Below are 25,668 nucleotides of genomic sequence, written 5' to 3'. Positions count from 1 at the left end.
GAAGCCGCACGGCGCGTGTGCGCCTCACTCGTCGATCGCCGACCCGAACAGGGCGTCCACGTAAGGCGCCCCGAGCGAAGCACCGTTGTACGTCCACGACCCCGTGGCCGTGATGCCGCCCGCGCCCGCCGAGAGCACCCAGACATGACCGTCGCCGGTGTTCTCGCCCGGCGCGGCGGCCAGCAGCCCGAAGCGGCCGTCGCTGTTCGGGTCGGTCAGCCGGACCTGGGCGCCCCACTTGTCGCCCTTCTCGGCGGCACCTGGCACGTCCGCCGAGTCCTGGTCCCACGACCTGGCGCCGGTAGAGGTCAGCCCGGAGGCCGAGCCGCGCAGCACCCACACGGCACCTGCGTCCTTTACCGTCCCGATGTCCTCGCCCGCCGCGCCGATCGCCACGTCCGCGTACCCGTCCCCGTCGGTGTCCGCTACCGACAGGTCCGAACCCCAGCCGTCGCCGGCCTCGGCGACACCGGGCACACCGGGGGAGTCCTGCACCCACCAGTCGGGTTCCGCCGCCGGACCGTCAGGACCGCCGAGGCGCACGCCGACCAGACCGCCGGTCTGCGTCTCGCCGGGCTGGTCGTCCGGGGAATTCGGCTCGCCGGTCACCAGGTCGTCGTACCCGTCGTCGTTGATGTCCCCGGACGCCGCGACCGGACCGCCGCGCAGATCACGCTCGTACTTCAGCCCGTCGGCGTTCCCCGACAGATACGCGGACCAGCCGTACCCCGGCTCCTCCCCGACGCTCAGCCCCGACACGACCAGGTCGGCGAAGCCGTTCTTGTCGTAGTCGCCGGTGGTCAGGGACGTGGGCCGGATGTCGCGGGCCTCGGCCTCGGCGCCGAGCCGCCGGGTGGACTCCCGGCGCATCGAACTCGGTGCCGCGTCGTCGTACGCGAACAGTTCGAGGCCGTACCCGTCGAGGACGGCGAGGATGTCCCCTTCGCTCTCGGCGGTGAAGCGGGCCGCGGCCAGACCGGCGCCGAACCGCTCACCGGCGGCGGGCTCCTGGGTCTCCAGCCAGTCGCTCTCGGCGCCCTTGAGCCCGGCCTTCGAGCCCCACAGGACGGCCACGCCGCCCGCGTCCTTGACCGAGCCGAGGTCCTCGCCGGGAATGCCGACCACCGCGTCGTCGAACCCGTCGCCGTCGAGGTCGCCGGTGGCGACCGCCCGGCCGAACCCGTCACCCGTCTCGGCCGCGCCGGCGACCCCCGACGTCGACTGGCTGAATCTGGCGACGTTGCTCGTACCGATGCCCTTGGTCGAGCCGTACTGCACGGTCACCAGTCCCGCGCCGCTCTTGCCGCTGACGGTGGCTCCGGGCGCGCCGACCAGGACGTCCTCGTATCCGTCCCCGTTGAAGTCGCTGTTGCGGTCACTGGCCTGGGTGCTGCCGGGCACCCCGGCGTACGCGGACGGCGCGGTGGCGATCGCCGCGCCGGAGACGAGAAGAAATGTGGCGGCAGCGAGTGCTGCCGAACGGTTCTTGCGCATGTACGGCTCCAGACAGTAAGAAAGGCCGGGCAGCGCGGGGGTGTCCGGAAAGGGCCCGTTCCTTGTCCGGCGACCTGTTTGACACCGCATGGGGCGCAAGGGTTGTACGGGAGTTCACAGAAACCGCCGTCGGTCTCGGAGAGCCGAGGAGCGAAAAGCAGTGGCGGACCGCCTCGGTGACGACCGATGCTCCTCCGCATGACCGACCATCGTGATACGCGGCCCGACGAACAGCCACTGCCGGAGCGGAGGACGGGGTGGGGCGACAGGTTCGTCGGCCCCGAGGGGGACCCGCGCGGCGAGGGAGGATTCGACGGGGAACGGGCCACGCTGGTCGGATACCTGCGCAACCAGCGGCTGACCCTGGAGCTGAAGTGCGCGGGTCTCGACGCCGAGGCCCTGGCCCGCCGCGCGGTGCCACCGTCGAACATGTCACTGCTCGGGCTCGTACGCCACCTGGCCGGCGTGGAACAGTACTGGTTCCGTGAGGCGTTGGCGGGCGAGCCGGCGTCGCCGCGCCACTATCGTGCCGGGGACGACCCCGACGGGGACTTCAACGACGCCGTGGCCGACGAGGAGGCCGTCGCCGACGCCTGGAAGACCTGGCGCTGCGAGGTCGACTTCGCCGAGCGTTTCGTGGCGGCCGCCCCCGACCTCGCCGTCGCCGGCCGCCACGACGACGAACCCATCGCCCTCCGTGAGGTGCTCGTCCACATGATCGAGGAGTACGCCCGCCACAACGGCCACGCCGACTTCCTGCGCGAACGCATCGACGGCCGCATCGGTCAGTGAGACCCCGGAGCGGATTCCCGACGATTTCCCTGAGGGCGGAACGCCGCCCTCTTCCCCTCCCGCACGGAGTTCCTAGGCTGAAGAAGTGAGCCAACAAGCCTCGAACGAAGCCCGAGTCATCACCCTGCGCCCGGCGACGGCCCCTCCGGCCGGCCCACCCGCCAAGGAACCCCTCTGGCGCGACCTCGTCGGCGACGTACTCCGCCGCGAACGGCTCGCCCAGGAACGCACTCTGAAGGACGTCGCCGACGAGGCCCGCATCTCGATGCCGTATCTCTCCGAGGTGGAACGAGGCCGCAAGGAAGCCTCGTCGGAAGTCCTCGCGGCCGCGGCCCAGGCCCTGGGCCTGGGCCTGGGCGACCTGCTGTCCCTGGCCCAGACGGAACTGACCCGCCACACCACCCGCAGGACGTCCGGGGTTCCCTACAACGGACTGTGCCTCGTGGCCTGATGCTCCCGCCCCGCGCCCTGAAGGGGCGCGGGGCCGCGTCGACAGGCGGCTTTCGCCGCGTGGGCGCGTTTCGCCGCATGGCGCGAGCAGTCACGTCCGGACCGCGGCCGCCGGAAGGAGCGACGCATCCTCCCCGCTCGGCGAGCCTCAGACCCCCACCAACCGCCGATTCAACACCTCGTCCGCCAGCCCGTACGCCACCGCCTCCTCCGCTGTGAACACCTTGTCCCGATCCATGTCGGCCCGCAGCTCGCCCACATCACGCCCCGTGTGCCGCGCGAGCACCCCCTCGACCTGCGCCCGGATCCGCACCATCTCCTTGGCCTGGAGGGCGAGATCGGAGACCGTCCCCTGACGTCCCCCGCTCGCCGGCTGCCCCAGCAGCACCCGCGCGTGCTCCAGCACGAACCGCCGCCCGGGATCCCCGCCCGCCAGCAGCACCGCCGCGGTCGAGGCCGCCTGCCCGACGCAGAACGTCGAGATCGGCGCGCGCACGTACGACATCGTGTCGTAGATCGCCATCAGCGAAGTGAACGATCCCCCGGGCGAGTTGAGGTAGATCGCGATCTCGCTCTCCGGTGCCGACGACTCCAGATGGAGCAGCTGCGCGATGACGACGTTCGCCACCCCGTCGTCGATCTCCGTGCCGAGGAAGATGATCCGCTCGGACAGCAGCCGGCTGAACACGTCGTACGACCGCTCGCCCTGCGGGGTCCGCTCGACCACGTTCGGAATGGTGTACGTCCCCATCACTGCAGTCCCATCCGTCGGCGTGAAGAGGCCGGCCGAACGTCGTCGAGCGACTCGACGACCCGGTCGACCATCCCGTACTCCTTGGCCTGCTCGGCCGTGAACCAGCGGTCACGGTCGCCGTCCCGGGAGATCGTCTCCTCGCTCTGGCCGGTGTGCTCCGCGGTGATCCGTTCGATGGTCCGCTTGGTGAACTCCAGGTTCTCCGCCTGGATCTCGATGTCGGCGGTGGTGCCGCCGATGCCCGCCGACGGCTGATGCATCATGATCCGCGCGTTGGGCAGGGCGAACCGCTTGCCGTGCGTGCCCACGCTCAGCAGGAACTGGCCCATGCTCGCCGCGAAGCCCATCGCCAGCGTCGACACGTCGTTCGGGACCAGCCGCATCGTGTCGTAGATGGCGAGGCCCGCGGTCACCGAACCGCCCGGACTGTTGATGTAGAGGCTGATGTCGGTGCGCGGGTCCTCCGCCGACAGCAGCAGCAACTGGGCGCAGACCCGGTTCGCGGAGACCTCGTCGACCTGGGTGCCGAGCAGGACGATCCGTTGCGCGAGGAGCCGCGCCGCGAGATGGTCGTCGAAGCGTGACGGCGAGGTGTCGCCCTCCTCGGCGCGCGGGGCGAGCGTCGGGGCCCGGCCGGTGATCAGTGGAGTCACGGTTCCTCCCTGTGGATGGACGCGACCGCGGTGGCCGCTGTCTCCACTCTCCCCATGGACCGCCCCTCACCTGGCCTTTCTCTGCCCACGGCAGATTCGCCGACAGCAGAGCGACGACCGCCCGCCAAGGTCGGCCACATCTCGTGCCCGCGCCACCGATGAGTTTCGGGACCAGGATCGGTCGACACAGAGACGAACACACCCCGCCGAAGGAGGCACCCATGTCCAGTGACGGATTCACCACCTGCCTGTGGTTCGACGGCCAGGCCGAGGAGGCGGCCGCCCACTACGTCTCGATCTTCAAGAACTCCCGGCTCGGCCGGGTCACCCACTACGGCGAGGGCGCACCCCAGCCGGCCGGTTCCGTGCTCACCGTGGACTTCGTGGCCAACGGCCAACGGTTCGTGGCCCTGAACGGCGGCCCGCAGTTCAAGTTCACCGAGGCCGTCTCCTTCCAGATCCTCTGCGCCGACCAGGACGAGATCGACCACTACTGGAACAGCCTCACCGAGGGCGGCGAGCCCGGTCCCTGCGGCTGGCTCAAGGACCGGTTCGGGGTGTCCTGGCAGGTCGTGCCCACCGCCCTCATCGAGATGATCAGCGACCCCGACCCGCAGAAGGCGTCCCGCGCGACGGCGGCGATGATGTCGATGGGCAAACTCGATCTCGCCGCGCTGGAGAGGGCGTACGCGGGCGAGTAGCCGGCTTCCCGGAAACCTTCCCCCTTGGTGGGTGGCCCCCAGGACCGGGCCTCCCACCGGGGAAGTGCCTGGATTTCGACGAATCTTTACCTGAGCCGGGTAGCGGTCGCAAAGGACGCCCGTGAGGCTTTCCTGTGCACCACCCGTTACCCGGAGGAACCTTGAACGTCTCCTTGACCACCTGGCTGCTCACGATCGTCGCCCTGTGCGTACTGGTCGCCGTCGACTTCTTCATCGGCCGAAAACCCCACGACGTGTCGATCAAGGAGGCCGGTATCTGGTCGGCCGTCTGGATCGCCCTGGCGATCGCGTTCGGCCTGGTCGTGCTGGCCGTCGGCGGGGGCAAGCCCGCGGGAGAGTTCTTCGCGGGCTTCATCACCGAGAAGTCCCTGAGCGTCGACAACCTCTTCGTCTTCGTCCTGATCATGGGCAAGTTCGCCGTGCCCTCGCAGTACCAGCAGCGCGTGCTGATGGTCGGTGTCCTCATGGCGCTCGTGCTCCGCGCGATCTTCATCGCGGCCGGCGCGGCGATCATCTCCACCTTCTCCTGGGTCTTCTACCTCTTCGGCGCGTTCCTGATCTACACCGCCTGGAAGCTGGTGGAGGACGCCCGCAAGGGGAGCCACGAGGAGGAGTACGAGGAGAACAAGCTCCTCAAGGCAGTGGAGAAACGATTCGGAGTGGCCGACCGGTACCACGGCACCAAGCTGTGGATCGAGGAGAACGGCAAGCGCGTCATGACGCCGATGCTCGTCGTGATGCTCGCCATCGGCTCCACCGACGTCCTCTTCGCCCTGGACTCCATCCCCGCGATCTACGGCCTCACCCAGGACCCGTACATCGTCTTCACCGCCAACGCCTTCGCCCTGATGGGCCTGCGCCAGCTGTACTTCCTCATCGGCGGCCTCCTGAAGAAACTCGTCCACCTCTCCTACGGCCTGTCGATCATCCTCGGCTTCATCGGTGTCAAACTCGTCCTCCACGCCCTGCACGAGTCCGGCGTCCACGTCCCGGAGATATCCATCCCCTTCTCGCTCGGCTTCATCGTCCTGGTCCTGGCCGTGACGACGGTGACGAGCCTGTGGGCCTCGAAGCGACAGCAGCAGGAGGAGGAGGAGCGGGCGGCGGCCTCGGGAGACGACGAACACACCTCACAGCCGGTCTAGGAGGCTTCGTCGGCGATGGCCCGCGCGATCTCGCGGGCCATCCGCGTGATGCCGGGCGACGGCACCGGGCACGGCCTCGGCCTGGACGTGGTCGGGGCCAGGCAGAAGTGCAGGTAGTCCTTGTCGTGGTGGAGGGCCGTGCGGGCACGACCCGGCTGGGTGCAGTAGCCGTCGTGCTCGCGTTCGTACGCGGTGCACGGCAGGTACTGGGCCCAGGTGTAGCGGGCGGAGGCCGGGCTCACGGCCCGGCCGGCGTCGGCGACGATGTCACCGGAGGCCCTGGCCTGCTTCTCGTACAGGGCGTTGACCCGGCGGACCCGGTCCGGGGTCATCGGGTCAGGGCCCTGCAGCACCCACACGATCGTCGGCCGGCGCGTGCCGCCCGCGTTCGCGATCTGGTCGGTGAGCTGCTCGGCGGCGGCCGTGTACCGCCGGAAGTACTCCGTGCGGGCCTTGCCATAGGTGATGCCGTCCATGCAGGGCGTGTAGTCCCACGCGTTGCCCCAGAACTGCAGCACCACATAGTCCGGGCTCAGCCGACGCACCAGCGCCGCCGCCTTGTCCTGGCCCGGGACGAGCGACCGGTCGGCGGTGCCCTCCAGGTAGTCGCACAGGGTGGTGCCCGAGTACGGGGCGCTCGTGTAACGGGCGTCGAGGTCGTCCTTCAGGAACGCGCCGAGGACGTTCTGGTTCTCCGTGGCGAGCGAGTCCCCGAGGTAGAGCACCTTGGGCGCCGGTTTCACCGCGCCGGCGTCGGTGGTGTCACCGTCGGTGTCCGGGCGCGCGGTGGCGGCCCGCTGACGCGTGGTCGGTGACGCGTCCGGCGCCGCGGCCGACGGCGGTGCCTCGTCCGGCGCGGACTCCGGATCCCCGCACGCGCCCAGCAGCAGCGCGGCGAGCACCGCCCCCGCCATTCCCGTGATCCACGGCTTGCGCATACGGCGACTCCCGCCCCGGCCATCGAAACGGTTCCCCAGGCAAGCACAGCGCGGGTCAGGGCGGAAGACCCGTGTCGGCCACGAGGGCGCCCGGTTCGGCCGGACGCCCCACGCGGTCAGGTCACGGAGTCATGCCGCCGGAGCACGCGGCACCCGGCTCCGGCGTCTGCTCGCCCTGAACGTACTTGGTGAGGAACTTCTGCACCCGGGGGTCGGACGCCTTGTCCACCTTCAGCTGGTGCTCCCAGGCGCTCAGCACGATGGGCGAGGACTGGTCCTCGTAGGGACTCATGAACGTGTACGTCGTCTTCTTCACGAGCCCGGTCAGCGACTCGACGTCGGCCTTGGCCGCCTTGTCGTTGTACGTGACCCAGACGGCGCCGTGCTCCAGCGCGTGCACCGCGTTCTCGTTCGGCACGGCCTTGGTGTACACCTGCTTGTCGCAGTTGACCCAGACCTGGTTGTGGTCGCCGCCCACCGGCGGGCTCATCTTGTAGTCGACGGGCTCGGCGACGTGGTTCTGGGTGAGCTTCGACCAGCTCTTCACGCCGTCCACCGGCGCAGCCTTCGCCGCGGCCTCCGCCTCCTCCTTCTGCTGGGCGGAGTCGATCAGGTACCAGCCGCCGCCGACGAGTCCGGCGAGGATCACGGTGGTGACGCCGATCATGAGCATGCGCATGCGCCGCTCACGGGCCTGCTCCGCCTTGCGTATCTCCTCGACGCGGGCGCGCCGCGCCGCCTCCCTCGCCTTCGGGCTGTTGTTCTTGCCCTTGGGGCCGCTGTTGTTGGCCTTCGCCTTGGATGAAGCCATGGGGTGTCCTTCTCCCCGCCGTGCCCCGCACGGGCCCGGCGGTTCTGCGAGTCGTCTGGGATCTGTCGAGCGGGCCGGTGGCCGGCCTAGACGCGGAGCAACTGCAGTTCGTGGAGATCGGGAGGGCGGGCCCGCCCCGGCTCCCGGTAACCGTCGAGCGCCACCGGGGCCGGCGCCGTGGCGGGCTGCCAGGACGCGGCGGTGTGGTCGGCGCCGGGCAGCGGAACCTGGCCCAGCACCGCGGCGGGGTCGGGGGCGTGACAGTCGTGCCCGCCGGGACCGTGCTCACAGGGGTCGCGCTCCACCTGGCTCGCCCACGCGGCGCCGAACCCCTTCGCAGACGGCCCCGCCGACACCGAATGCGGGCGCTGCGCCGGGGCCTCACCGGGAGGCGAGCCCGCGCAGAACAACAGGAACGTGGTCAGGGCCAACGCGACCACGAGCATCAGGTGTGCCGACCGGCCCCGGGCGCACGGCAGCGCCGTACGTCTGAAGGTTCGGCCGGACATGGGGGCACCTCACGAGTCGAGGCGAACGGGAGTGCGAGCGCCGCTGAAATTATCAGACGACGCACAGCCGTGGTCCCGTCCCGTGGATCCCGTACCGGTTTCACGCGGTCCGTCCCGTTCGGCGCGCGTCCGGGACGGGTCCTGACTAGCGTGAGAGCCGGGAAACCACCTGAACGAACCGAGGAGAGTGGCAGCGATGGCCGCACATCCCGAGGGAACGCCCTGTTGGGCCGACGCGATGTTCAGCGACGTCGAGGGGGCGAAGAGTTTCTACGGCGACGTACTGGGCTGGACGTTCGGCGAGTCGTCCTCCGAGTACGGCAACTACACGCAGGCGTACGTGGACGGCAAGGCGGTTGCGGCGGTCGTCCCGCCGATGCCCGGCCAGGAGGGCCAGTCCGCCTGGTGCCTGTACTTCGCCTCGTCCGACGTGAACGCCACCGCGGCCAAGGTCCGTGACAACGGCGGCGAGGTGCTGATGGAGCCGATGCAGGTCGGCGAGTTCGGCTCCATGCTGCTGGCCCGCTCCCCGGATCACGTCGTCTTCGGCGTCTGGCAGGCAGGCATCCACGAGGGCTTCGAGGCCATGGGTGTGCCCGGCGCGTACATCTGGGCCGAGATCTTCACCCGTGAACCCGAGAAGTCCGACACGTTCTTCCCGGCCGTCTTCTCGTTCCGGGCCAAGCAGATGGACGACCCCCACAGCCCCCAGATGGACTTCCGGGTCTTCGACCTGGGGAAGGGCCCGCTGCTCGGCCGGATGAAAATGACCGCGGAGGACTTCCCGCCCGAGGTGCCCTCGTACATCAACGTGTACTTCAGCGTTCCCGACTGCGACGACGCGGTGGCCAGGGCCACCAAGCTGGGCGGCGTCCTGCGCTTCGGCCCGATGGACACCCCCTTCGGCCGCTTCGCCGCGCTGAGCGACCCGCAGGGCGCGTCGTTCTCGGTCATCGACGTCACCAGGACACAGGGCGAGATGCCGGCGCTCTCGGACGTCGGCTGAGCGGGTACGGCGCCGGGGGCGTGGAACCCGTGGACGGCCCCACGCCCCCGCGCATGGCATGATCGAGCGCATGCCGGAACGTGTTGTGGCCGCCTGTGACGGAGCGTCCAAGGGAAACCCCGGACCAGCGGGCTGGGCCTGGGTGGTCGCCGAGGACGATGAGATCCCTTCGCGCTGGGAGGCCGGCCCGCTGGGCAGGGCCACCAACAACATCGCCGAACTCACCGCGCTGGAGCGGCTGTTGGCGGCCACCGACCCGGCCGTCCCGATCGAGATCCGGATGGACTCCCAGTACGCGATGAAGGCGGTCACCACCTGGCTGCCCGGCTGGAAGCGGAACGGCTGGCGCACGGCCGCCGGCAAGCCGGTCGCCAACCGTGAACTCGTGGTCCGCATCGACGAGTTGCTGGACGGCCGCTCCGTGGAGTTCCGCTACGTCCCCGCGCACCAGGTCGACGGCGACCGCCTCAACGACTTCGCCGACCGTGCGGCGAGCCAGGCGGCCATCGTGCAGGAACCCGCCGGCACCGAGCTGGGCTCCCCGGAACCGCCGGCCGCGCCCGACACGGCCCCGTCCCGCTGGAGCGCGGCGAAGAAGTCCGGGAAGTCCGGCAGGCCCGGCGCCCGTACCGGCTCGTCCTCGTCCTCGGCGTCGTCCCGCACGATCAAGGCGAAGTTCCCCGGCCGCTGCCTGTGCGGCCGCCCGTACGCCGCCGGTGAGCCCATCGCCAAGAACGACCAGGGCTGGGGCCACCCGGAGTGCCGCACGGCGGCGGCCGGAGCCGAGTAGCCCCCGGGCGGACCGCACGGGAGACGTGGGGGTCACACGACTGTGCCGCGCCACTCCCCGGTCTTCCGGTCGCGCTTCTCGATGAACTTCTTGAAGCGCTCCAGGTCACCCCACGTGATCAGGCCGCGTCGAACGTGTAGTGCGCGGTGTGGTCCAGCAGCGCCGCCGGGGCCGTGTCGTTCCACGGCTTCATCGTCTCGTTCAGGTCGACCACGTTCGGCGTCCCGGCGGCAGGCACGTACGGAGAACCCGGGTGCAGGCGCTGCCAGTCGGCCCACAGCTTGTCGACGAACGCGTGGTGCAGCCAGAAGACCGGGTCGTTGGGCGAGACTCCGGTGCCCATCTGGCCGCCCACCCAGACGTGCACCCGGTTGTGGAGGTTCACGCCCCGCCAGCCCTCCAGGTGGTTGCGGAAACCGTCCGAGACACTGTTCCAGGGCGCCATGTCGTACGTGGACATCGCCAGCACGGAGTCCACCTCGGCCCGGGTCGGCAACTGCCGCACCGCGCTCCCGAGGGAACGCCGCAGGTAGGTCCGGCCGTCGATGCGCACGTTGATCGGCCAGTTCCCGGTGGACGCCGCGAACGGCCCGTCCGTCACGCGCCCGTCGCGGCTGCGCCCGGTGCCGCCGAGGAAGTCCGGAGCCCACAGGGACGAGCGTGCCGTGCGGTCGGCCGTCCAGTCCCAGTAGGGCAGCGCGACGGTGGGGTCCACGGACTGCAGGGCCCGCTCGAACTCCAGCAGGAATCTGCGGTGCCAGGGGAGGAAGGACGGCGAACGGTGGCCCGTACGTTCGCCGTTGTCGGTGTCGCCGAGGATGAACGCGTTGTGCGTCGTGACGAACTCGTCGTAGCGGCCGGAGCGCTTCAACGCGATCAGCGCGTCGACGAAACGCCGCTTCTCGTCGGCGGTCAGGGTCGCCTGGTTCTTGCGTACGGTCATGGCTCTGCGGCTCCTTGCGGTGTTCGCGGTGGTTCGGGTGATCAGTTGAAGGGGACGAGACGGGCGCCCTGGAGCTCGTCGACCGCGGCGCGGGCGGCGGCGCGCGGGGTCGGTACGGGGGAGTAGTGGCTGACGACGCTGATCCAGCTGCCGTCGGCGTTCCGCATCACGTGCAGCTCGGCCCCGTCGACGAACACGGCGTACCCGGCGCCGTGATGGTGACCGCCGCCGTCGGTGGCGTGCCCCTGTATCCGGCGGCCTCGGTAGACCTCGTCGAAGGCCTGGGGGGCCCGCGGGTCCAGGTGGCCGCCGTGGTCGTCCGCGACGGCGGCGGTGAGCGGGGCGCCGACGGTCACGGCGAGGGCGGCCGCGGCGCCGAGGGCATGGCGGCGGGAGATGTCGGGCATGCGGAAACCTCCTGGGAGGGGGGACTTGATGACTCGTCATGCCTATCGATCCGGTGGGGAACCGGAGAAATCCCAGGAAGCCGGTTGGCTGCGATCCGGACAATTAAGTAAATGTCGTGCAAGGTTGAACAAAGATGATCTTGTTGTGATGGATCTTCGATCGTGGGCGGAGGGGGAAATTCCGCCCGGTGGCGCGAGTGCGGCCGATGGTCTTGCGGTGATTGCGTGAATCGAGTGGTCGGCATCACCCGGGCAAAGTGACGCGAATCCGGGGCACACGCGCACTGCTACTCTTCGTGGTCAATTGATCGCTTTGCGCAGCGAAATGGGAGTGTGCGTGAAGATCGCGTGCGTCGGCGGCGGACCCGCAAGCCTGTACTTCTCGATCCTGATGAAGCGGCAGGACCCGTCCCACGACATCACCGTCCATGAACGGAACCCGGCAGGATCGACGTACGGCTGGGGCGTGACCTACTGGTCCGAGCTGCTGGACAAACTCCGGGAGAAGGACCCCGAGACGGCCCTCGCCATCAGCGAGAACTCCGTCAACTGGAACAGCGGGGTGGCCCACGTCCGCGACCGTACGACGGTCCAGCCCGGCGACGACGGCTTCGGCATCGGCCGGCGCCGCCTGCTCGAACTGCTCGCCGAACGGGCGCGGGCCCTCGGTGTCCGCGTCGAGTACGAGGACGGGATCACGGCCGACGACCTGCCGGACGCCGATCTCGTCGTCGCCGGCGACGGCGTCAACAGCACGGTGCGCGAGAGGTACGCCGACCGCTTCGGCAGCGACGTCACGCTCGGCCGCAACACCTACATCTGGCTCGGCACCAGCAAGGTCTACGACGCCTTCACGTTCTCCTTCCAGGAGACCGAGCACGGCTGGATCTGGGCCTACGCCTACCCCTTCAGCGACGAGCAGAGCACCTGCGTCATCGAGTGCTCCCCCCGGACGCTGAACGGCCTGGGCCTGGACCGCCTGGGCGAGGCGGACGGACTGGCCCTGCTGGAGAAGCTCTTCGCCGACATCCTGGACGGCCACCCCCTCCTGGGCCGGGCCCAGGACGACGGCACCGCCCAGTGGCTCAACTTCCGCACCCTGACCAACCGCGCCTGGCACCACGGCAACCTCGTCCTGCTCGGCGACGCCGCCCACACCACGCACTACTCCATCGGCGCCGGCACCACCCTCGCCCTGGAGGACGCCATCTGCCTGGCCGAAGCCCTCGGCGCCCACCCCGAAAGGCAGACCGCGCTCGCCGTGTACGAGCGACGGCGCAAGTCCGAGCTGCTGCGGCTGCAGAGCGCCGCCCGGCACAGCGCCCAGTGGTACGAGAACATCCACCGGTACATCGACCTGCCCCCGGAGCAGATGTTCGCGCTCCTGGGTCAGCGGCACTCCCCGCTGCTGCCCTATGTGCCGCCGCAGCTGTACTACCGACTCGACCGCGCGGCCGGCCGCCTGGAGGCGCTGCGCCGCCTCAAGCGCTGGCTGGGCCCGAAGCTGGCCCGGTCGTCGCAGGCGCGTGCCCTCGCCGACGCCGACCGGAGGTAGCCCGCCCCCGGGGTCCTCTAGCGCACACCCTCAGGCCGGAACTGGACGCTGATGCGCGGCCCCACCGCCCGCGTCGACTTGGGGACCGCGTGGTCCCAGGTGCGCTGGCAGGATCCGCCCATCACGATCAGGTCGCCGTGCCCCTGCGGCAACCGCACAGTCCTCCCGCCGCCGTGCGGGCGCAGGGCCAGATCGCGGGGATCGCCCACGGACAGGATGGCCACCATCGTGTCCTCCCGGGCGCCCCGCCCGATCCGGTCGCCGTGCCAGGCCACGCTGTCCCGGCCGTCGCGGTAGAAGCACAGCCCCGCCGTGGCGAACGGCTCACCCAGCTCGGAGCCGTAGTGCGTGGAGAGCGCCTCCCGGGCCTCGTCCAGGACGGGGTCCGGGAGGGCGTCCTCGGCGCCGTAGAAGGCGAGCAGGCGTGGCACGTCCACGACCTGCTCGTACATCTGCCGTCGCTCCGCCTTCCAGGGCACCTCCCCGGCGAGCCGTGTGAACAGCGCGTCGGCCCCGCAGAGCCACCCGGGCAGCACATCGACCCAGGCCCCGGCGCCCAGCTCCCGTCGGCGCAGGCCGTCCAGGGAGCCGAGGCGGAGATCGTCGGACTGGTCGAAGAGGGAGCCCTGGAGGTGCATGGCCATACGACCAGCGTACCCCGGTATTCGAAAGTCTGTTCGTTCGATCTTCCGGTGGCTCCGGGAGCCGCGGGCTCCCTCGTCGCCTGTCGGCTCAGTGCTGCTGGGCCTTCTGAGGCGTCAGCTCGCTCGGCCGTACGACCACGAAGCCCTCGCCCTCCAGCTTCAGCTGCACGGCCTCGCCGGAGCCGCCGCGCATCATCGAGCCGAAGGACTGGGAGCGGTGCAGCGAGGTGTTGAGGTGCGCGGTCCAGCCCACGACCGCGTCCGTGTCGACGAACACGGGCTGCTGCGGCGAGACCGGGATGACCAGCGGATTGCCGTCGCAGACGAGCCCGAGCTTCCCCTGTCCGGTGAACACGCTGTTGAACAGCCCGCCGCCGGTCATGCCGGCGCCCTTCACGGTCTTGATCTCGTACGACAGCGAGGCGTCGAAACAGAGCACGTTGCGGCCGTTGACGGTGAACACGTCACCCGGCTCGATGTCGACGACGAAACAGTTCTGCGCCTCGTGCGCGAACCAGGCCTCGCCCTGACCGCGCACCGCCATCAGCGGCAGCCCCTCCCCGGTGACCGCGCGCTTGAGCATGCCGCCCACGCCCTGGCCCTTGCGTTCGAACTGCAGGTTCCCCCGGTAGGCGATCATCGCGCCCTGCCGCGCGAGCATCTCGCCGTTGACGGCGTACTTGATGGACTTGGCGTTCTGCACGCTCATCCCCGGCGCGTACGCCGGCTGGACCATGTTCTCGTTGGAGAAAAGATCACTCTTCATACGGGCATGCTGTCCCGGACCGACCGGTTCCGCCAAGCGACGCGCGCGGTAACCGAATTGAGGCGCCTGACAACGTCTCGACCGGAATGGTAAAAGCGGACACATGACCAACAAGATCGGCGTCGACCTCCCGGACCGCCGGGGCCGCACCGGGCTCGACCGCACCGGCCGGAACCTCACCGGCAACCCGCGCGTCAGGGTGCGGGACGTGCAACTCCTGTCCAGTCACTGGTACGTGGAGCGCACCACGACCTTCGACTTCCAGCGCGCCGACGGCACCTGGAGCACGCAGGAGCGCGAGACGCACGACCGGGGCAACGGCGCCACCGTCCTCCTCTACGACGCCGAACGCGAAACCGTGCTGCTCACCCGGCAGTTCCGCTACCCGGTGTATGTCAACGGCCACCCCGACGGGATGCTCATCGAGACACCGGGCGGCCTCCTCGACGAGGAGGACGAGCATCCCGAGATCGCCGTGCGGCGCGAGGTCGTCGAGGAGACCGGCCACACCATCGGCGAGATCCAGCACGTCTTCGACATCTACATGAGCCCCGGCTCGGTCACCGAACGCGTCAGCTTCTACGCCGCCTCGTACGGCCCGTCGACCCGCACCCACGAGGGCGGCGGCCTCGACGAGGAGGGTGAGGACATCGAACTCGTCGAACTTTCCTTCCGCCGGGCCCTGGAAATGATCCGCGGCGGCGAGATCGCCGACGCCAAGACCATCATGCTGCTCCAGTGGGCGGCCCTGGAGGGGCCGTTCGCCGCCGGAGGCAGGGTGTAGAGCGACGGCCTCAGGGTCGAGCGCCTCAAGGGTCGAGCGCCTCGGCGGCCTCGGCGGCGACCGCGTCCGCCACGGCCGTCAGCGCGGGGGAGTCGAGCTTCCACTGCTGCCAGAACAGCGGGGCGTCCACGGTCCGCTCCGGCGCCAGGTTGACGAGCCGTCCGGCGTCGAGCAGCCGCCCGGCCTGCGCGGCGGGCACCATGCCCCAGCCCATCCCGGCGGCCACGGCGTCGGCGAAGCCTTCCGACGTCGGCACGTAGTGCCGTCGGGTACTTGCCGGACGGCCCCGCGTCAGCCGCCGGACGAAGGCGTCCTGGAACTCGTCCCGCCGGTCGAAGAACACGACCGGCGCGTCGACGATCACGTCCTTCAGTCGCACACCCGATCCGGTGCCGAGCCACCGCTCGGCGAAGGCGGGAGCGGCACAGGGCACGTACCGCATCCGGCCGAGCGGCCGGACCGAGCAGCCGGCCACGGCGTCCGGTGCCGAGGTGACCGCGGCCATCACCAGGCCCTCGCGCAGCAGCCGGGCCGTGTGCTGCTCGTCCTCGCGGAGCAGCTCGTAACAGGGGCGCAGATCCTCGGGCACCCGGGTGAGGGCGGGCAGGAACCAGGTGGCCAGCGAGTCGGCGTTCACCGCGATCGACACGCGCGTGCTCTCCCCGGCTCCCCTCATGCCCAGTGCGGCGTGCGCGTCGTGTTCTAGGCGGGCCAGCTGGCGCGCGAACCGGACGATCACCTCGCCGGACTCGGTCGGCCGCACCGGCTTCTCACGGACCAGCAGGACCCGGCCGACCCGCTGCTCCAGCGCCTTGACCCGCTGGCTGACCGCCGACGGCGTCACATGCAGAGCACCGGCCGCCGCGTCGAACGTGCCCTCGTCCACCACCGTGAGCAGGGTGCGCACCAGATCGAGCGGAAGCTGGGACATCATAATTGCTAATGATACGTAAGAATCTTTAGCTGTACGCAGGGCGGTGTGTTTCCTAGCGTCGTGGGTGTGTTCAGCGAAATGACCGCCCTCGCCGCCGGATTCGGCACCGGCCTCTCCCTCATCGTCGCCATCGGCGCCCAGAACGCCTTCGTCCTGCGCCAGGGACTGCACCGCGACGCCGTGCTCCCGGTCGTGGCCATCTGTGCCCTCTCCGACGCCGTGCTGATCGCCCTCGGCGTCGCCGGGATCGGCGCGGTGGTGGTCGCCTGGCCCGGCGCGCTGAAGGCGGTCGCCCTGGTCGGCGGCGGCTTCCTCCTGGTCTACGGAGCCCTGGCCGCCCGCCGTGTCCTGCGGCCCGGAGACGACGCGCTGCGCACGGAGAGCGGGTCGGCGGGCTCGCGCCGCCGGGCCGTCCTCACCTGTCTGGCACTGACCTGGCTCAACCCGCACGTCTACCTCGACACCGTGTTCCTGCTCGGCTCCATCGCCTCCGACCGCGGACCCCTGCGCTGGACCTTCGGCCTGGGCGCGGTCCTCGCCAGCCTGTGCTGGTTCGCGGCCCTCGGCTTCGGAGCCCGGCTGCTCAGCCGCTTCCTGGCCCGCCCGGCGGCCTGGCGGGTCCTCGACGGCCTGGTCGCGGTGACGATGCTCGCGCTCGGCGGGATGCTGATCGCCGGAGCGTGAGGCCACGGCGTGCGCGGTGAGCCGAATGCATGCTCGGGCGCGGTGACAGCATGTGAGACGGCTGCCGCATCGCCTGTTCCGGCGGTGGCGATCTCCGCGATAGTGGTGCCCGTATCGAAAGATGTATCGAGCATCAGGATGCCCGTGGACACCACCAAGAGCAGCGCAGGCGACGACACCGCACCGGAGGACGACCCGCCGACGCCACCCCGCCGGGGCCGGCGCCGCTGGGCGATGGACACCCGCCCCCTGCGCCGCCCCGCCTACCGGCGCCTGTGGTCCTCGACCATCGTCACGGCCGTCGGCAGCCAGCTGACCGCCGTCGCCGTACCCAAGCAGATCTACGACATCACCGGCTCCTCCGCCTGGGTCGGCTACGCGAGCCTCGCCGGGCTGCTGCCCCTGGTGGTCTTCGCGCTGTGGGGCGGCGCGGTCGCCGACAGCGTGGACCGCCGCACCCTGCTGCTCGTCACCAACACCGGCATCGCCGTCACCTCGGTGCTGTTCTGGATCCAGGCCGTCACCGGACTGGAATCCGTGTGGACCCTGATGGCGCTGCTCGCCCTCCAGCAGGCGTTCTTCGGCCTCAACTCACCCGCCCGCAACGCCTCCGTGGCCCGACTGGTCCCCGCCGACGAACTGGCGGCGGCCGCCGCCCTCGGCTCGACCGTGATGCAACTCGGCCTGGTGGCCGGGCCGTTGCTCGCCGGAGCCCTCATCCCGGTCATCGGCCTGGCCGAGCTGTACCTGATCGACGCGGTGGCCCTCTGCATCACCCTCTGGGCGGTCCACAAGCTGCCCTCCCTGCCTCCCCTGGACACCACGACCACCAGGCGGGCCGGCTGGCGGGAGGTGCTCGCGGGCTTCCGCTACATCGCCCTGCACAAGGTGCTTCTGCTGTCCTTCCTCGCCGACATCATCGCGATGGTCCTGGGCATGCCGCGCGCCCTCTTCCCGCAGCTGGCCGACACCACGTACGCGCCCTACGGCGAAGGCCTCGCACTCGGTCTGCTGTTCGCAGCGATCCCCATCGGCGCCGTCGTCGGCGGCCTGATGTCGGGGACCTTCTCTCGCTCCCACCGGCACGGACTCATGGTCGTCGTGGCCGTCACGGCCTGGGGCGCGGCCATCACTGGCTTCGGGCTGAGCACCAGTCTCTGGATCGCCGTGCTGTTCCTCGCCGCCGCCGGTGTCGCGGACATGGTCTCCATGATCTTCCGCGGTGCCATCCTGCTGTCCGCCGCCACCGACGAGATGCGCGGCCGGATGCAGGGCGTCTTCACCGTGGTCGTGGCCGGCGGGCCCCGCCTCGCCGACGTCCTGCACGGCACCGCCGGCGCCGCCTTCGGCGCCCGTACGGCCGTCGTCGGCGGCGGACTGCTCGTCATCGCCGCGATGCTGCTCCTCGCGACGGTGACACCGGCACTGCGGCGTTACCGGATCTGACCGGTCGGCGCATCCGCGCTTCCGTACGCTTGTCAGCCGCACACCCCCACAGGCAGGAGTTGCAACGATGCAGTACGTGAAGCTCGGCTCGACGGGTCTGGACGTGTCCCGGATCTGTGTGGGATGCATGAGTTTCGGGCTCCCCGACCGGGGCACGCACGAATGGACCCTGGACGAGGAGGCGTCACGCCCGTTGATCCGGCAGGCGCTGGACGCCGGGATCAACTTCTTCGACACGGCGAACGTCTACTCCGACGGCACCAGCGAGGAGATCGTCGGCCGGGCGCTCGCGGAGTTCGCGCGGCGCGAGGAGGTCGTCGTCGCGACCAAGGTGAACGGCGCCATGCGTCAGGGTCCCAACGCCTGGGGCCTGTCCCGCAAGGCGATCATGACGGAGATCGACGACAGCCTGCGGCGCCTCGGCACCGACTACGTGGACCTCTACCAGATCCACCGCTTCGACCCGAACACCCCGGTCGAGGAGACGATGGAGGCCCTGCACGACGTGGTGAAGGCGGGCAAGGCCCGCTACATCGGGGCGAGTTCCATGTACGCCTGGCAGTTCGCCAAGATGCAGCACACCGCCCGGCGACACGGCTGGACGCGGTTCGTGTCCATGCAGAACCACTACAACCTCCTCTACCGCGAGGAGGAGCGCGAGATGCTGCCGCTGTGCGAGGACCAGGGCGTCGCCACCCTGCCCTGGAGCCCGCTCGCCCGCGGCCGCCTCACCCGTGACTGGGACACCGTCACCGCGCGCACCGAGACCGACAACTTCGGCAAGACCCTCTACCAGGAGGGCGACCGCGAGATCGTCGACGCCGTCACCCGTATCGCCGGTGAGCGGGACGTGCCCCGGGCCCGGGTCGCCCTCGCCTGGCTGCTGAGCCGCCCCACCGTGACCGCCCCCATCGTCGGCGCCACCAAACCGCACCACCTCGACGACGCCGTGGCCTCACTCGACGTCACCCTGACGGAGAAGGAGATCGAGGAGCTGGAGCGGCCCTACACGCCCCGCGCGATCAGCGGTCACTGAGCCGCGACGAGGGCCTCACAGGCGGGCGTACTCCAGGCGGACCGTGGTGGCGAGGCGGGCAAGAGCCTCCTCGGCGCCCTCGCGGTCGGTCTTGTCGAGCAGGGCGAGGGCGTCCGCTGCGGCCACGCGGACCCGCTGGGGCACCTCGTCGAGAGCGGCCATGCGGTAGGCGATGGTGCGGCGGGCCGCGCGCTCCTCGGGACTGACGCCCTCCGGCCCGGTGCGGGGGAAGACGGCGGCCTCGTAGGCGGTCACATGGATGAGCACGCCGTGCGCGATGCCCTCGGCGTAGCCCCGCTGCCCCGCCTGTCGCTGGGCCATGGCGAAGTGCGCCATGGCCCGCCGCCGCACGATGAGCGAGCCCACCATGCCGACGAGCCCGGCACACACGGCCGCCCCCAGGGCGACGAGACCGCCGCCGATCAGCGCGCCGATCAGGGCACCGCCCGCCATCAGCAGACAGGTCAGCCCGGTGGTCAGCATCAGCAGGGCGCGCGCGGGAGTGAAGGAGGCCATGACGTGCAGTGTCTCAGCCCTGGCCGGGTGCCCGAGCGGTGGGCCGGTGGGGGAGGCGGCGACGCGGTCCGTGCCGGACGGTCGGTCGGCGCCCGGGGCGGCGGGTCACTCGCCGTCGGAGAGCCCCGGATGTTCCCTGCGGGACAGCCAGGTCGTGAGCACCGTTTCGAGTGACCCGGCCTCGGCCGACGTCAGCAGATCCAGGAGACGGTGCTCGTTGCGCATGTGCTCGGTGAACGCCTCGTCGATCAACTCCCGTCCCGGCCGGGTGAGGGCGACGATGCGGCCGCGCTGGTCGTCCTCGGCGCGGCGGCGGGTGACGAGCCCGGCCCGCTCCGGCCGGTCGATCCGCTTCGTCATCGCGCCGGTGGTGACCATGGTGTGCGCGGCGAGTTCGCCGGGAGCCCGTTCGAAGGGTGCGCCGGCTCGGCGCCGGGTGGCCAGGCATCGGGGCGGGTGGCCATGACCGGTCATTGTGCCGCAGGCAGCGTGAGGCGGGGACGGCTGCCCTCCCTCGCTTCGTCGCCAACTACCCACCACCGTAGGAAGATCAGGTGTCTGCATAGGGTGGGGCCTGTGAGAACCAGCGACACCGGTGAGGCCGTCGCGTACCAGAGCGCGACCGAGGGGGAGACCGCCGTCCCATGAACCAGATCCTGTTTGCCGGGGCCATCGGCCTGTTTCTGACGCTGATCGGCACACCGCTGCTGATCAAGCTGCTGGCCCGGAAGGGCTACGGGCAGTACATCCGGGACGACGGCCCACGCGGCCACGCCGGCAAGCGCGGCACCCCCACGATGGGTGGTATCGCCTTCATCCTGGCCACCCTCGTCGCCTACGCCGCCACCAAAATCATCACCGGTGAGAGCCCGACCTACCCCGGTTTCCTGGTGCTGTTCCTGATGGCGGGCATGGGTGTGGTCGGGTTCCTCGACGACTACATCAAGATCGTGAAGCGGCGTTCGCTGGGACTGCGGGCCGGGGCGAAGATGGCCGGTCAGCTGATCGTCGGCATCGTGTTCGCCCTCCTCGCCATCCGGTTCGCGGACGACCGGGGCCAGACGCCGGCCTCCCTGAAGCTGTCGTTCGTCACCGACTTCGGCTGGACCATCGGGCCGGTGCTGTTCGTCGTGTGGGCCCTGTTCATGATCCTGGCCATGTCGAACGGGGTGAACCTGACAGACGGTCTGGACGGCCTCGCCACCGGTGCGTCGGTCATGGTCTTCGGTGGCTACACCTTCATCGGTCTGTGGCAGTTCCAGAACTCGTGCGCCAACGCCATGGAACTCACCGACCCCGCCTCCTGCATAGAGGTACGCGATCCGCTCGACCTCGCCGTCGTCGCCGCCGCGTTGATGGGGGCCTGCTTCGGGTTCCTGTGGTGGAACACCTCGCCCGCCAAGATCTTCATGGGCGACACCGGCTCCCTCGCCCTCGGCGGCGCCCTCGCCGGCCTCGCCATCTGCTCCCGCACCGAACTGCTCATGGCCGTTCTCGGCGGGCTGTTCGTCCTGATCACCATGTCGGTGGTCATCCAGGTCGGCTCGTTCAAACTCACCGGCAAGCGGGTCTTCCGCATGGCCCCGCTCCAGCACCACTTCGAACTCAAGGGCTGGTCCGAAGTCCTCGTCGTGGTCCGCTTCTGGACCATCCAGGGCATATGCGTGATCATCGGCCTCGGCCTGTTCTACACGGGGTGGGCCGCGGGCTGAGACGAACGCCCCGCCGTCAACTCCCCAGTGGGGCGTGCCCGGCGCCTAGAGCCCGCCGCTCGCCCCCAACCCGCACCGCACCGCCCGCAGATGTTCGGCCAGCGGGCCGAGGCCCACGTCGTGGCGGCGTTCGTCGACGGTCTCGGGGTGGCGGATGGGGTACGGGAAGAGAGTGCCGGGGTTGATGCGGGTGCCGTAGAACTGGGGCTGACTCAGGGCGACGGCGCAGTGGTCGGCGATGTAGGCGTGGTGCACACCGGGGCAGCGGCCGTCCGCGACGGCTTCGGCGATCAGGTCGCGGCAGGTGAGCTGGAAGCCGAGGTCGGGGGAGTGCAGGAGGATCATCAGGGCCGCCGTGGAGGCGGGTTCGCCGACCGACTCGGCGGTGGGCCAGCCGTGGCGGGCGACGATCGCGGCGAGGGCGTCCCCGTTTCCGGCGTGGCACTCGGCGATGAGGGCGCGGGCCCGCGAGGTGGGCGCGGACCGGGCCTCGTGGGCCAGCCGCCGTTCGTCCTCGGCCCTGCGGACCAACTCGGCGGCGAGTGCGCGCCGGTGGTGGGATGCGGTGCCCGACGTGGGTTCCGACGTGGATTCCATGGCCGGGGCGCCCTTCACATCGGCTCCCGGGCGGCGAGCGCGGGCCACACGTTGAGCGCGGGCCACACGTTGAGCGAGGTGAGCGAGATCAAGGCAGCCTCACCGTGTCCGGGAATCGGTCCACCCCGCCGGGCGGGACGTCATGAACACTCCACCCCGGGTCGTGCGCTGCCGCTGCAGGGATCCGTCGGCGGGGCGCGCCGACCCTGACTGCCGTCATCGAGTTCCTCCGAGTGCTCAGGGTGACGGGGGCGGACCGGCGCGGCGGGTCACCGGTGCTGTTGTCGCAGACAACAGCACCGGGCCCACAAAGCGCCAGGTGGTGGAGGGGTTGTGCAGGTGCGGGCGGGTGGTGGCGCTCGCCGCACATGTTCCCCAGCGGTGAACGTCGACGAGAATCCGCCCCTTCGCGAACGGGGCGTCCCCGCCGGGTGGCCCGGTATGCGCGGCAAGAGGGTGGTGGTCACCGGTGCACCCGGGGCCTGGGCGAGGGCGTCGTACGCCTCCTGCTCCCCGACCGGGCGACGGGTGTCTCCGGCGCCCATCCGCCCGTGGGCCGGGCCCGGAACGCGCTCTCGCCGGAAGGCTGCCCAGGTGGTCCCGCATCGAGGCGGCCTCACCGTCAGGCGGCCGCCCCCAGCACCACCCGCGACCGGCGTTCGAAGTCCTGTACGAGGGGCTCGTGGCGGCGGGACGCCAGCCGGCCCCGGAAGTCACGGAGGGCCTGGATGGACCGTTCGCTGTGCACCCCGCTGAGCGCTTCGAGCGCGTCGTCGGCCGTGGCGATCGCCTCGTCGAGACGGTTCTGTTGGAGGTGAGCCGTCGCGAGGACCGACCGGCTGATGGCCTGGCGCCGGCGGCGGTCGGCGTGGGCGCGCACCGATTCGCCCGCCGTGTGCTCGGCCTGCGCTGCGAGGCCCAGGTCACGGAAGCAGACGGCGGACTCGGCCTGCAGGTAGTGGTGGTCGAGGAACCGCACCCAGGGCGACTCCTGGGCGGCGCCCCGGCTCGCGTCGAGCTGTTTCTCGGCGGCGCGCAACGCCTCGGCGGTCTCGCGGGGTCGGCCCAGCGCCGCGTGTCCGCGCGCGGACATGGCGTGCAGGCGCATCAGGCCGAGAGGGCTGCCCGAGTCCTTGGCGGTGGCGACCCCGGCCCGGGCCAGGGCCACGCCCTCGTCGGGGCGGCCCAGGCTGGTCGCCAGATGCGACAGCCCGGCCAGGATCTGCCCGCCCAGCACATGGTCGCGGCCCTCCGCGCAGAGCCTGAGCCCCTGGGTCATGTACCGCTGGGCCAGGCCGTACTCCCCGGCGTCGTACGAACTCCAGCCCGCCATGGCGGCGAGCCGGGCGGCGGCGGCGAACAGCTCGCGCCGGTGGTGCGGCGGCATGCCGCGCTGCTGGAGCAGCGGGATGACCTCGGTGGTGAGGTACTGGACGATGCTCGTGCGGATACCGCCGCCGCCGTAGTGGTTGTCCATCTCGTCGAACATGCGGAGCATCGCGTGGACCTGCTCCACCGGCCCGCCGCCCGGCACCGGCGCGAGCCTCGGGGTGTCCCGGCTCTCCACCAGCCACAACAGCCAGGCCCGCTGCGGATTCGTCAGGGCGCCCGGCACGAACGGCACAGAACCGAGCAGACTGCGCCGGGAGATGTCGGTGGAGCCCAGCTCTGCCAGGGTGTGCAGGGTCTCTGCCACGTTCTCCACGTACATCAACGCCCGTCCCGTCACCGGTCGTCCGCGATCGAGCGGGAAGCCGAGGTCGGCCGGAGCGAGGGCGCGGCCCAGCCGCTCGCCGAGGACCGCGGCGATCAACTCCGGGGTGTTGCCCCGTGGTTGCTGGCCCTGCAGCCAGCGGGTGACGGAGGCCTTGTCGTAGTTGGTGTCCGCGCCCTGGCAGCGGCCCAGGTCATTGACCCGGAGAGCGAGGGAGGCGTACGAGCAGCCGGCCTCCTTCAGGGCTGCCGCCAGGGGCTTGTTGGGCCCACCGGTCCCCTTCACCGGGTTCCTCGGTAATCCGTGTAATCCGTTCGTCACGGCGGCCATCCAGGTTGTCGCATCGTGTCGGCGCGCGGCTTGACCCGTGCCCGCCCTGGCGCCAACTCCTGGGCGGGCCGGAGGAGTTCGAGGGACGCTGCCCGCGATGTGCGGCAGGTCACTCGGTCACTATGGTGGCCGAAGAACTCAGCCCGCAACCTGCGTTCTGATAATTTCAGAATGAACCGCGAGGACCTGTTCGTGTCATTGGATCCCGTGGCACACTGCACGCTGTGAATCCCGCCCCGGGAGGTTGCACGTGAGTGAGACCCGCTCAGGAGGGAGCACTCCTGCGGCGCCCACGGTCCTGCGCATGGTCCTCGGCAAACGGCTCCGCCAACTGCGGGAGCAGGCCGGAGTGTCCTTCGACGACGCCGCCCGCGCCATCGAGGTCACCGCCCTGACGGTCCGCCGCATGGAGAAGGCCGAGGTCGGGCTCCGTATCCCCTATGTGAAGGAGCTGTTGCGCACCTACGGGGTCTCCGGCACCGAGATCGAGGGCTTCCTCGCCCTGGCCCGGGAGGCCAACCAGCCCGGCTGGTGGCACAAGTTCCGAGACGTGCTGCCCGAGTGGTTCAGCGCGTACGTGAGCCTGGAGAGCGAAGCCGCCGTCATCCGCCTCTACGAACCCCAGTACGTACCCGGTCTGTTGCAGACCCACGACTACGCCGCCGCGCTGATGCGGGTCGGCTTCCCGAACGCGAGCCCCGAGGATGTCGACCGCCGGGTCGCCCTGCGCCTCAGGCGCCAGGATCTGCTGGTCAAACCCGAGGCGCCGGCCGTCTGGGCCGTCCTGGACGAGACCGTGCTGCGCCGGCCGGTGGGCGGCCCCGCGGTGATGCGGGCCCAGATCGACCGGCTCGCCGAGGCGACGGAACGGCCCAAGGTCAGGATCCAGATCATGCGGTTCGCGGCCGGGCCCCACCCCGGGGCGTACGGCCCCTTCCACTACTTCCGTTTCGGTTTCTCCGAACTCCCCGACATCGTCTACACCGAGGGCCTCGCGGGCGCCCAGTACGTCGACCAGCCCGCGGACGTCGTGACCTACCTGGAGGTGCTGGACCGGATGTCCGTGCAGGCGGAACCGGTGGCTCGGACCAGGGACATCCTGGCGGCACTACGCAAGGAGTTGTGAACATGGCAAAGACACCCGACGGCCCCGTCCACAGCGGCATGCCCGCTCCCGAACTCGGCGCCGAGGGCTGGCGCAAGCCCTGGAGCGGCACGAACGGCGGTTCCTGCGTGGAGGCCAAGCGCCTGCCCGACGGCAGTGTCGCCTTGCGTCAGTCCACGGACCCGAACGGCCCCGCCCTCGTCTACTCACGGGAGGAGATGGTGGCGTTCCTGGAGGGCGCCAAGGCCGGGGAGGCCGACTTCCTCATCGCGTGACGGTTGCCGGACCGCGCCCCTCCGCATCGCCCGACGGCCGCGGGGCCGCTCTGCTCCGTATGGCCCGACGGTCGCCCGGCCGATCGGGTTCGCCTCGCCTGACGGCCACCCAGTCGCCCACTCTGCTCTGCTCTACTCCGCTTCGCCCGGCGGCCG

The 25,668-nt window shown here is 70.6% G+C and carries 28 protein-coding genes and 1 pseudogene; 14 read left to right on the top strand and 15 right to left on the bottom strand.

The window, feature by feature from the left end; genetic code table 11:
* Window positions 1-24 precede the first annotated feature (24 nt).
* Complete coding sequence (locus tag OG858_RS02710) at window positions 25-1,494, bottom strand: FG-GAP-like repeat-containing protein (RefSeq protein ID WP_086747873.1); 1,470 nt, start codon at window positions 1,492-1,494, stop codon at window positions 25-27.
* 198 nt (window positions 1,495-1,692) lie between these two features.
* On the opposite strand from OG858_RS02710, the gene OG858_RS02705 reads away from it, so the two are divergent.
* Both OG858_RS02705 and OG858_RS02700 read left to right on the top strand, forming a co-directional pair.
* Complete coding sequence (locus OG858_RS02705; protein WP_256960334.1) at window positions 1,693-2,286, top strand: DinB family protein; 594 nt, start codon at window positions 1,693-1,695, stop codon at window positions 2,284-2,286.
* 85 nt (window positions 2,287-2,371) lie between these two features.
* Complete coding sequence (locus OG858_RS02700) at window positions 2,372-2,737, top strand: helix-turn-helix domain-containing protein (protein ID WP_086747871.1); 366 nt, start codon at window positions 2,372-2,374, stop codon at window positions 2,735-2,737.
* 147 nt (window positions 2,738-2,884) lie between these two features.
* Here OG858_RS02700 and OG858_RS02695 read toward each other — a convergent pair whose 3' ends face one another.
* Complete coding sequence (locus OG858_RS02695) at window positions 2,885-3,487, bottom strand: ClpP family protease (protein ID WP_086747870.1); 603 nt, start codon at window positions 3,485-3,487, stop codon at window positions 2,885-2,887.
* On the bottom strand, window positions 3,487-4,143 hold the full coding sequence (locus tag OG858_RS02690; protein ID WP_319265253.1) for an ATP-dependent Clp protease proteolytic subunit: 657 nt from the start codon (window positions 4,141-4,143) through the stop codon (window positions 3,487-3,489). Before OG858_RS02690 ends, OG858_RS02695 begins: the two co-directional genes overlap by 1 nt.
* 221 nt (window positions 4,144-4,364) lie before the next feature.
* Here OG858_RS02690 and OG858_RS02685 point away from each other — a divergent pair, with 221 nt between their 5' ends.
* Together OG858_RS02685 and OG858_RS02680 are read left to right on the top strand one after the other, a co-directional pair.
* Window positions 4,365-4,844 (top strand): VOC family protein, encoded by a 480-nt coding sequence (locus tag OG858_RS02685; RefSeq protein WP_086747868.1) that lies wholly within the window; start codon window positions 4,365-4,367, stop codon window positions 4,842-4,844.
* A 161-nt stretch (window positions 4,845-5,005) separates the two neighbouring features.
* Window positions 5,006-6,010 (top strand): TerC family protein, encoded by a 1,005-nt coding sequence (locus tag OG858_RS02680; RefSeq protein WP_328545172.1) that lies wholly within the window; start codon window positions 5,006-5,008, stop codon window positions 6,008-6,010.
* Here OG858_RS02680 and OG858_RS02675 read toward each other — a convergent pair.
* From OG858_RS02675 to OG858_RS02665, 3 genes are all read right to left on the bottom strand, one after another.
* Window positions 6,007-6,948 (bottom strand): SGNH/GDSL hydrolase family protein, encoded by a 942-nt coding sequence (locus OG858_RS02675; RefSeq protein ID WP_086747866.1) that lies wholly within the window; start codon window positions 6,946-6,948, stop codon window positions 6,007-6,009. The genes OG858_RS02680 and OG858_RS02675 overlap by 4 nt on opposite strands.
* A 121-nt stretch (window positions 6,949-7,069) precedes the next feature.
* On the bottom strand, window positions 7,070-7,759 hold the full coding sequence (locus OG858_RS02670) for a DUF3105 domain-containing protein (protein ID WP_086747865.1): 690 nt from the start codon (window positions 7,757-7,759) through the stop codon (window positions 7,070-7,072).
* Window positions 7,760-7,845: 86 nt separating this feature from the next.
* Entirely contained in the window at window positions 7,846-8,268 is a 423-nt protein-coding gene (locus tag OG858_RS02665) for a DUF6153 family protein (protein WP_086747864.1), read from the bottom strand.
* 196 nt (window positions 8,269-8,464) lie between these two features.
* On the opposite strand from OG858_RS02665, the gene OG858_RS02660 reads away from it, so the two are divergent.
* Together OG858_RS02660 and OG858_RS02655 are read left to right on the top strand one after the other, a co-directional pair.
* Window positions 8,465-9,274, top strand: a complete 810-nt coding sequence (locus OG858_RS02660) for a VOC family protein (RefSeq protein WP_086747863.1) — start codon at window positions 8,465-8,467, stop codon at window positions 9,272-9,274.
* 58 nt (window positions 9,275-9,332) lie between these two features.
* Complete coding sequence (locus tag OG858_RS02655) at window positions 9,333-10,064, top strand: ribonuclease H family protein (RefSeq protein ID WP_328545173.1); 732 nt, start codon at window positions 9,333-9,335, stop codon at window positions 10,062-10,064.
* Between the two features lie 118 nt (window positions 10,065-10,182).
* Here OG858_RS02655 and melC2 read toward each other — a convergent pair whose 3' ends face one another.
* On the bottom strand, window positions 10,183-11,007 hold the full coding sequence (melC2, locus tag OG858_RS02650) for a tyrosinase MelC2 (RefSeq protein ID WP_086752293.1): 825 nt from the start codon (window positions 11,005-11,007) through the stop codon (window positions 10,183-10,185).
* Window positions 11,008-11,048: 41 nt separating this feature from the next.
* Window positions 11,049-11,414 carry an apotyrosinase chaperone MelC1 gene (gene melC1, locus OG858_RS02645; protein WP_327723219.1) on the bottom strand — a complete coding sequence of 122 codons (366 nt, stop codon included), beginning with the start codon at window positions 11,412-11,414 and terminating at the stop codon, window positions 11,049-11,051.
* 337 nt (window positions 11,415-11,751) lie between these two features.
* On the opposite strand from melC1, the gene OG858_RS02640 reads away from it, so the two are divergent.
* Window positions 11,752-12,969, top strand: a complete 1,218-nt coding sequence (locus OG858_RS02640; RefSeq protein WP_328545174.1) for an FAD-dependent monooxygenase — start codon at window positions 11,752-11,754, stop codon at window positions 12,967-12,969.
* 17 nt (window positions 12,970-12,986) lie between these two features.
* Here the strand turns inward: OG858_RS02640 and OG858_RS02635 are convergent, their stop codons facing one another.
* Together OG858_RS02635 and OG858_RS02630 are read right to left on the bottom strand one after the other, a co-directional pair.
* Complete coding sequence (locus tag OG858_RS02635; protein ID WP_086750336.1) at window positions 12,987-13,613, bottom strand: alpha-ketoglutarate-dependent dioxygenase AlkB; 627 nt, start codon at window positions 13,611-13,613, stop codon at window positions 12,987-12,989.
* Between the two features lie 88 nt (window positions 13,614-13,701).
* Window positions 13,702-14,379 carry an AIM24 family protein gene (locus tag OG858_RS02630; protein ID WP_037692233.1) on the bottom strand — a complete coding sequence of 226 codons (678 nt, stop codon included), beginning with the start codon at window positions 14,377-14,379 and terminating at the stop codon, window positions 13,702-13,704.
* A 103-nt stretch (window positions 14,380-14,482) separates the two neighbouring features.
* On the opposite strand from OG858_RS02630, the gene OG858_RS02625 reads away from it, so the two are divergent.
* Window positions 14,483-15,163, top strand: coding sequence for an NUDIX domain-containing protein (locus tag OG858_RS02625; protein WP_086750338.1), 681 nt, complete (start codon window positions 14,483-14,485; stop codon window positions 15,161-15,163).
* Between the two features lie 25 nt (window positions 15,164-15,188).
* Here OG858_RS02625 and OG858_RS02620 read toward each other — a convergent pair whose 3' ends face one another.
* Window positions 15,189-16,097: a LysR family transcriptional regulator ArgP gene (locus tag OG858_RS02620; protein ID WP_086750339.1), complete on the bottom strand. Its 909-nt coding sequence runs from the start codon at window positions 16,095-16,097 to the stop codon at window positions 15,189-15,191.
* A 78-nt stretch (window positions 16,098-16,175) separates the two neighbouring features.
* Between OG858_RS02620 and OG858_RS02615 the strand changes: the two genes are divergently transcribed.
* From OG858_RS02615 to OG858_RS02605, 3 genes are all read left to right on the top strand, one after another.
* Complete coding sequence (locus OG858_RS02615) at window positions 16,176-16,781, top strand: LysE/ArgO family amino acid transporter (protein WP_373420853.1); 606 nt, start codon at window positions 16,176-16,178, stop codon at window positions 16,779-16,781.
* Between the two features lie 144 nt (window positions 16,782-16,925).
* Window positions 16,926-18,227 carry an MFS transporter gene (locus OG858_RS02610; protein WP_373420852.1) on the top strand — a complete coding sequence of 434 codons (1,302 nt, stop codon included), beginning with the start codon at window positions 16,926-16,928 and terminating at the stop codon, window positions 18,225-18,227.
* 67 nt (window positions 18,228-18,294) lie between these two features.
* Entirely contained in the window at window positions 18,295-19,263 is a 969-nt protein-coding gene (locus OG858_RS02605) for an aldo/keto reductase (protein ID WP_319315206.1), read from the top strand.
* 15 nt (window positions 19,264-19,278) lie between these two features.
* Here OG858_RS02605 and OG858_RS02600 read toward each other — a convergent pair whose 3' ends face one another.
* Complete coding sequence (locus tag OG858_RS02600) at window positions 19,279-19,779, bottom strand: hypothetical protein (protein ID WP_037692245.1); 501 nt, start codon at window positions 19,777-19,779, stop codon at window positions 19,279-19,281.
* A 105-nt stretch (window positions 19,780-19,884) separates the two neighbouring features.
* Window positions 19,885-20,223 (bottom strand): annotated as a pseudogene (locus OG858_RS02595) (MarR family transcriptional regulator); the annotation flags it as partial.
* 200 nt (window positions 20,224-20,423) lie between these two features.
* On the opposite strand from OG858_RS02595, the gene mraY reads away from it, so the two are divergent.
* On the top strand, window positions 20,424-21,491 hold the full coding sequence (gene mraY / locus OG858_RS02590; protein WP_086750342.1) for a phospho-N-acetylmuramoyl-pentapeptide-transferase: 1,068 nt from the start codon (window positions 20,424-20,426) through the stop codon (window positions 21,489-21,491).
* A gap of 45 nt (window positions 21,492-21,536) precedes the next feature.
* On the opposite strand, the gene OG858_RS02585 is transcribed toward mraY, so the two are convergent.
* A complete protein-coding gene (locus OG858_RS02585) occupies window positions 21,537-22,088 on the bottom strand; it encodes a DUF6624 domain-containing protein (RefSeq protein WP_319315203.1) in 552 nt (183 codons plus the stop codon).
* Between the two features lie 622 nt (window positions 22,089-22,710).
* Complete coding sequence (locus OG858_RS02580) at window positions 22,711-24,132, bottom strand: tetratricopeptide repeat protein (protein ID WP_086750343.1); 1,422 nt, start codon at window positions 24,130-24,132, stop codon at window positions 22,711-22,713.
* 304 nt (window positions 24,133-24,436) lie between these two features.
* Here OG858_RS02580 and OG858_RS02575 point away from each other — a divergent pair, with 304 nt between their 5' ends.
* Window positions 24,437-25,258 carry a helix-turn-helix domain-containing protein gene (locus tag OG858_RS02575; RefSeq protein WP_328545365.1) on the top strand — a complete coding sequence of 274 codons (822 nt, stop codon included), beginning with the start codon at window positions 24,437-24,439 and terminating at the stop codon, window positions 25,256-25,258.
* Window positions 25,259-25,260: 2 nt separating this feature from the next.
* Entirely contained in the window at window positions 25,261-25,512 is a 252-nt protein-coding gene (locus OG858_RS02570; RefSeq protein WP_086750345.1) for a DUF397 domain-containing protein, read from the top strand.
* The last annotated feature ends 156 nt before the right edge of the window (window positions 25,513-25,668 follow it).

Origin of the sequence: Streptomyces europaeiscabiei (genome assembly GCF_036346855.1) — a bacterium.
GTDB classification, from domain to species: domain Bacteria; phylum Actinomycetota; class Actinomycetes; order Streptomycetales; family Streptomycetaceae; genus Streptomyces; species Streptomyces europaeiscabiei.
This window is presented reverse-complemented; position numbering and strand designations above follow the sequence as displayed.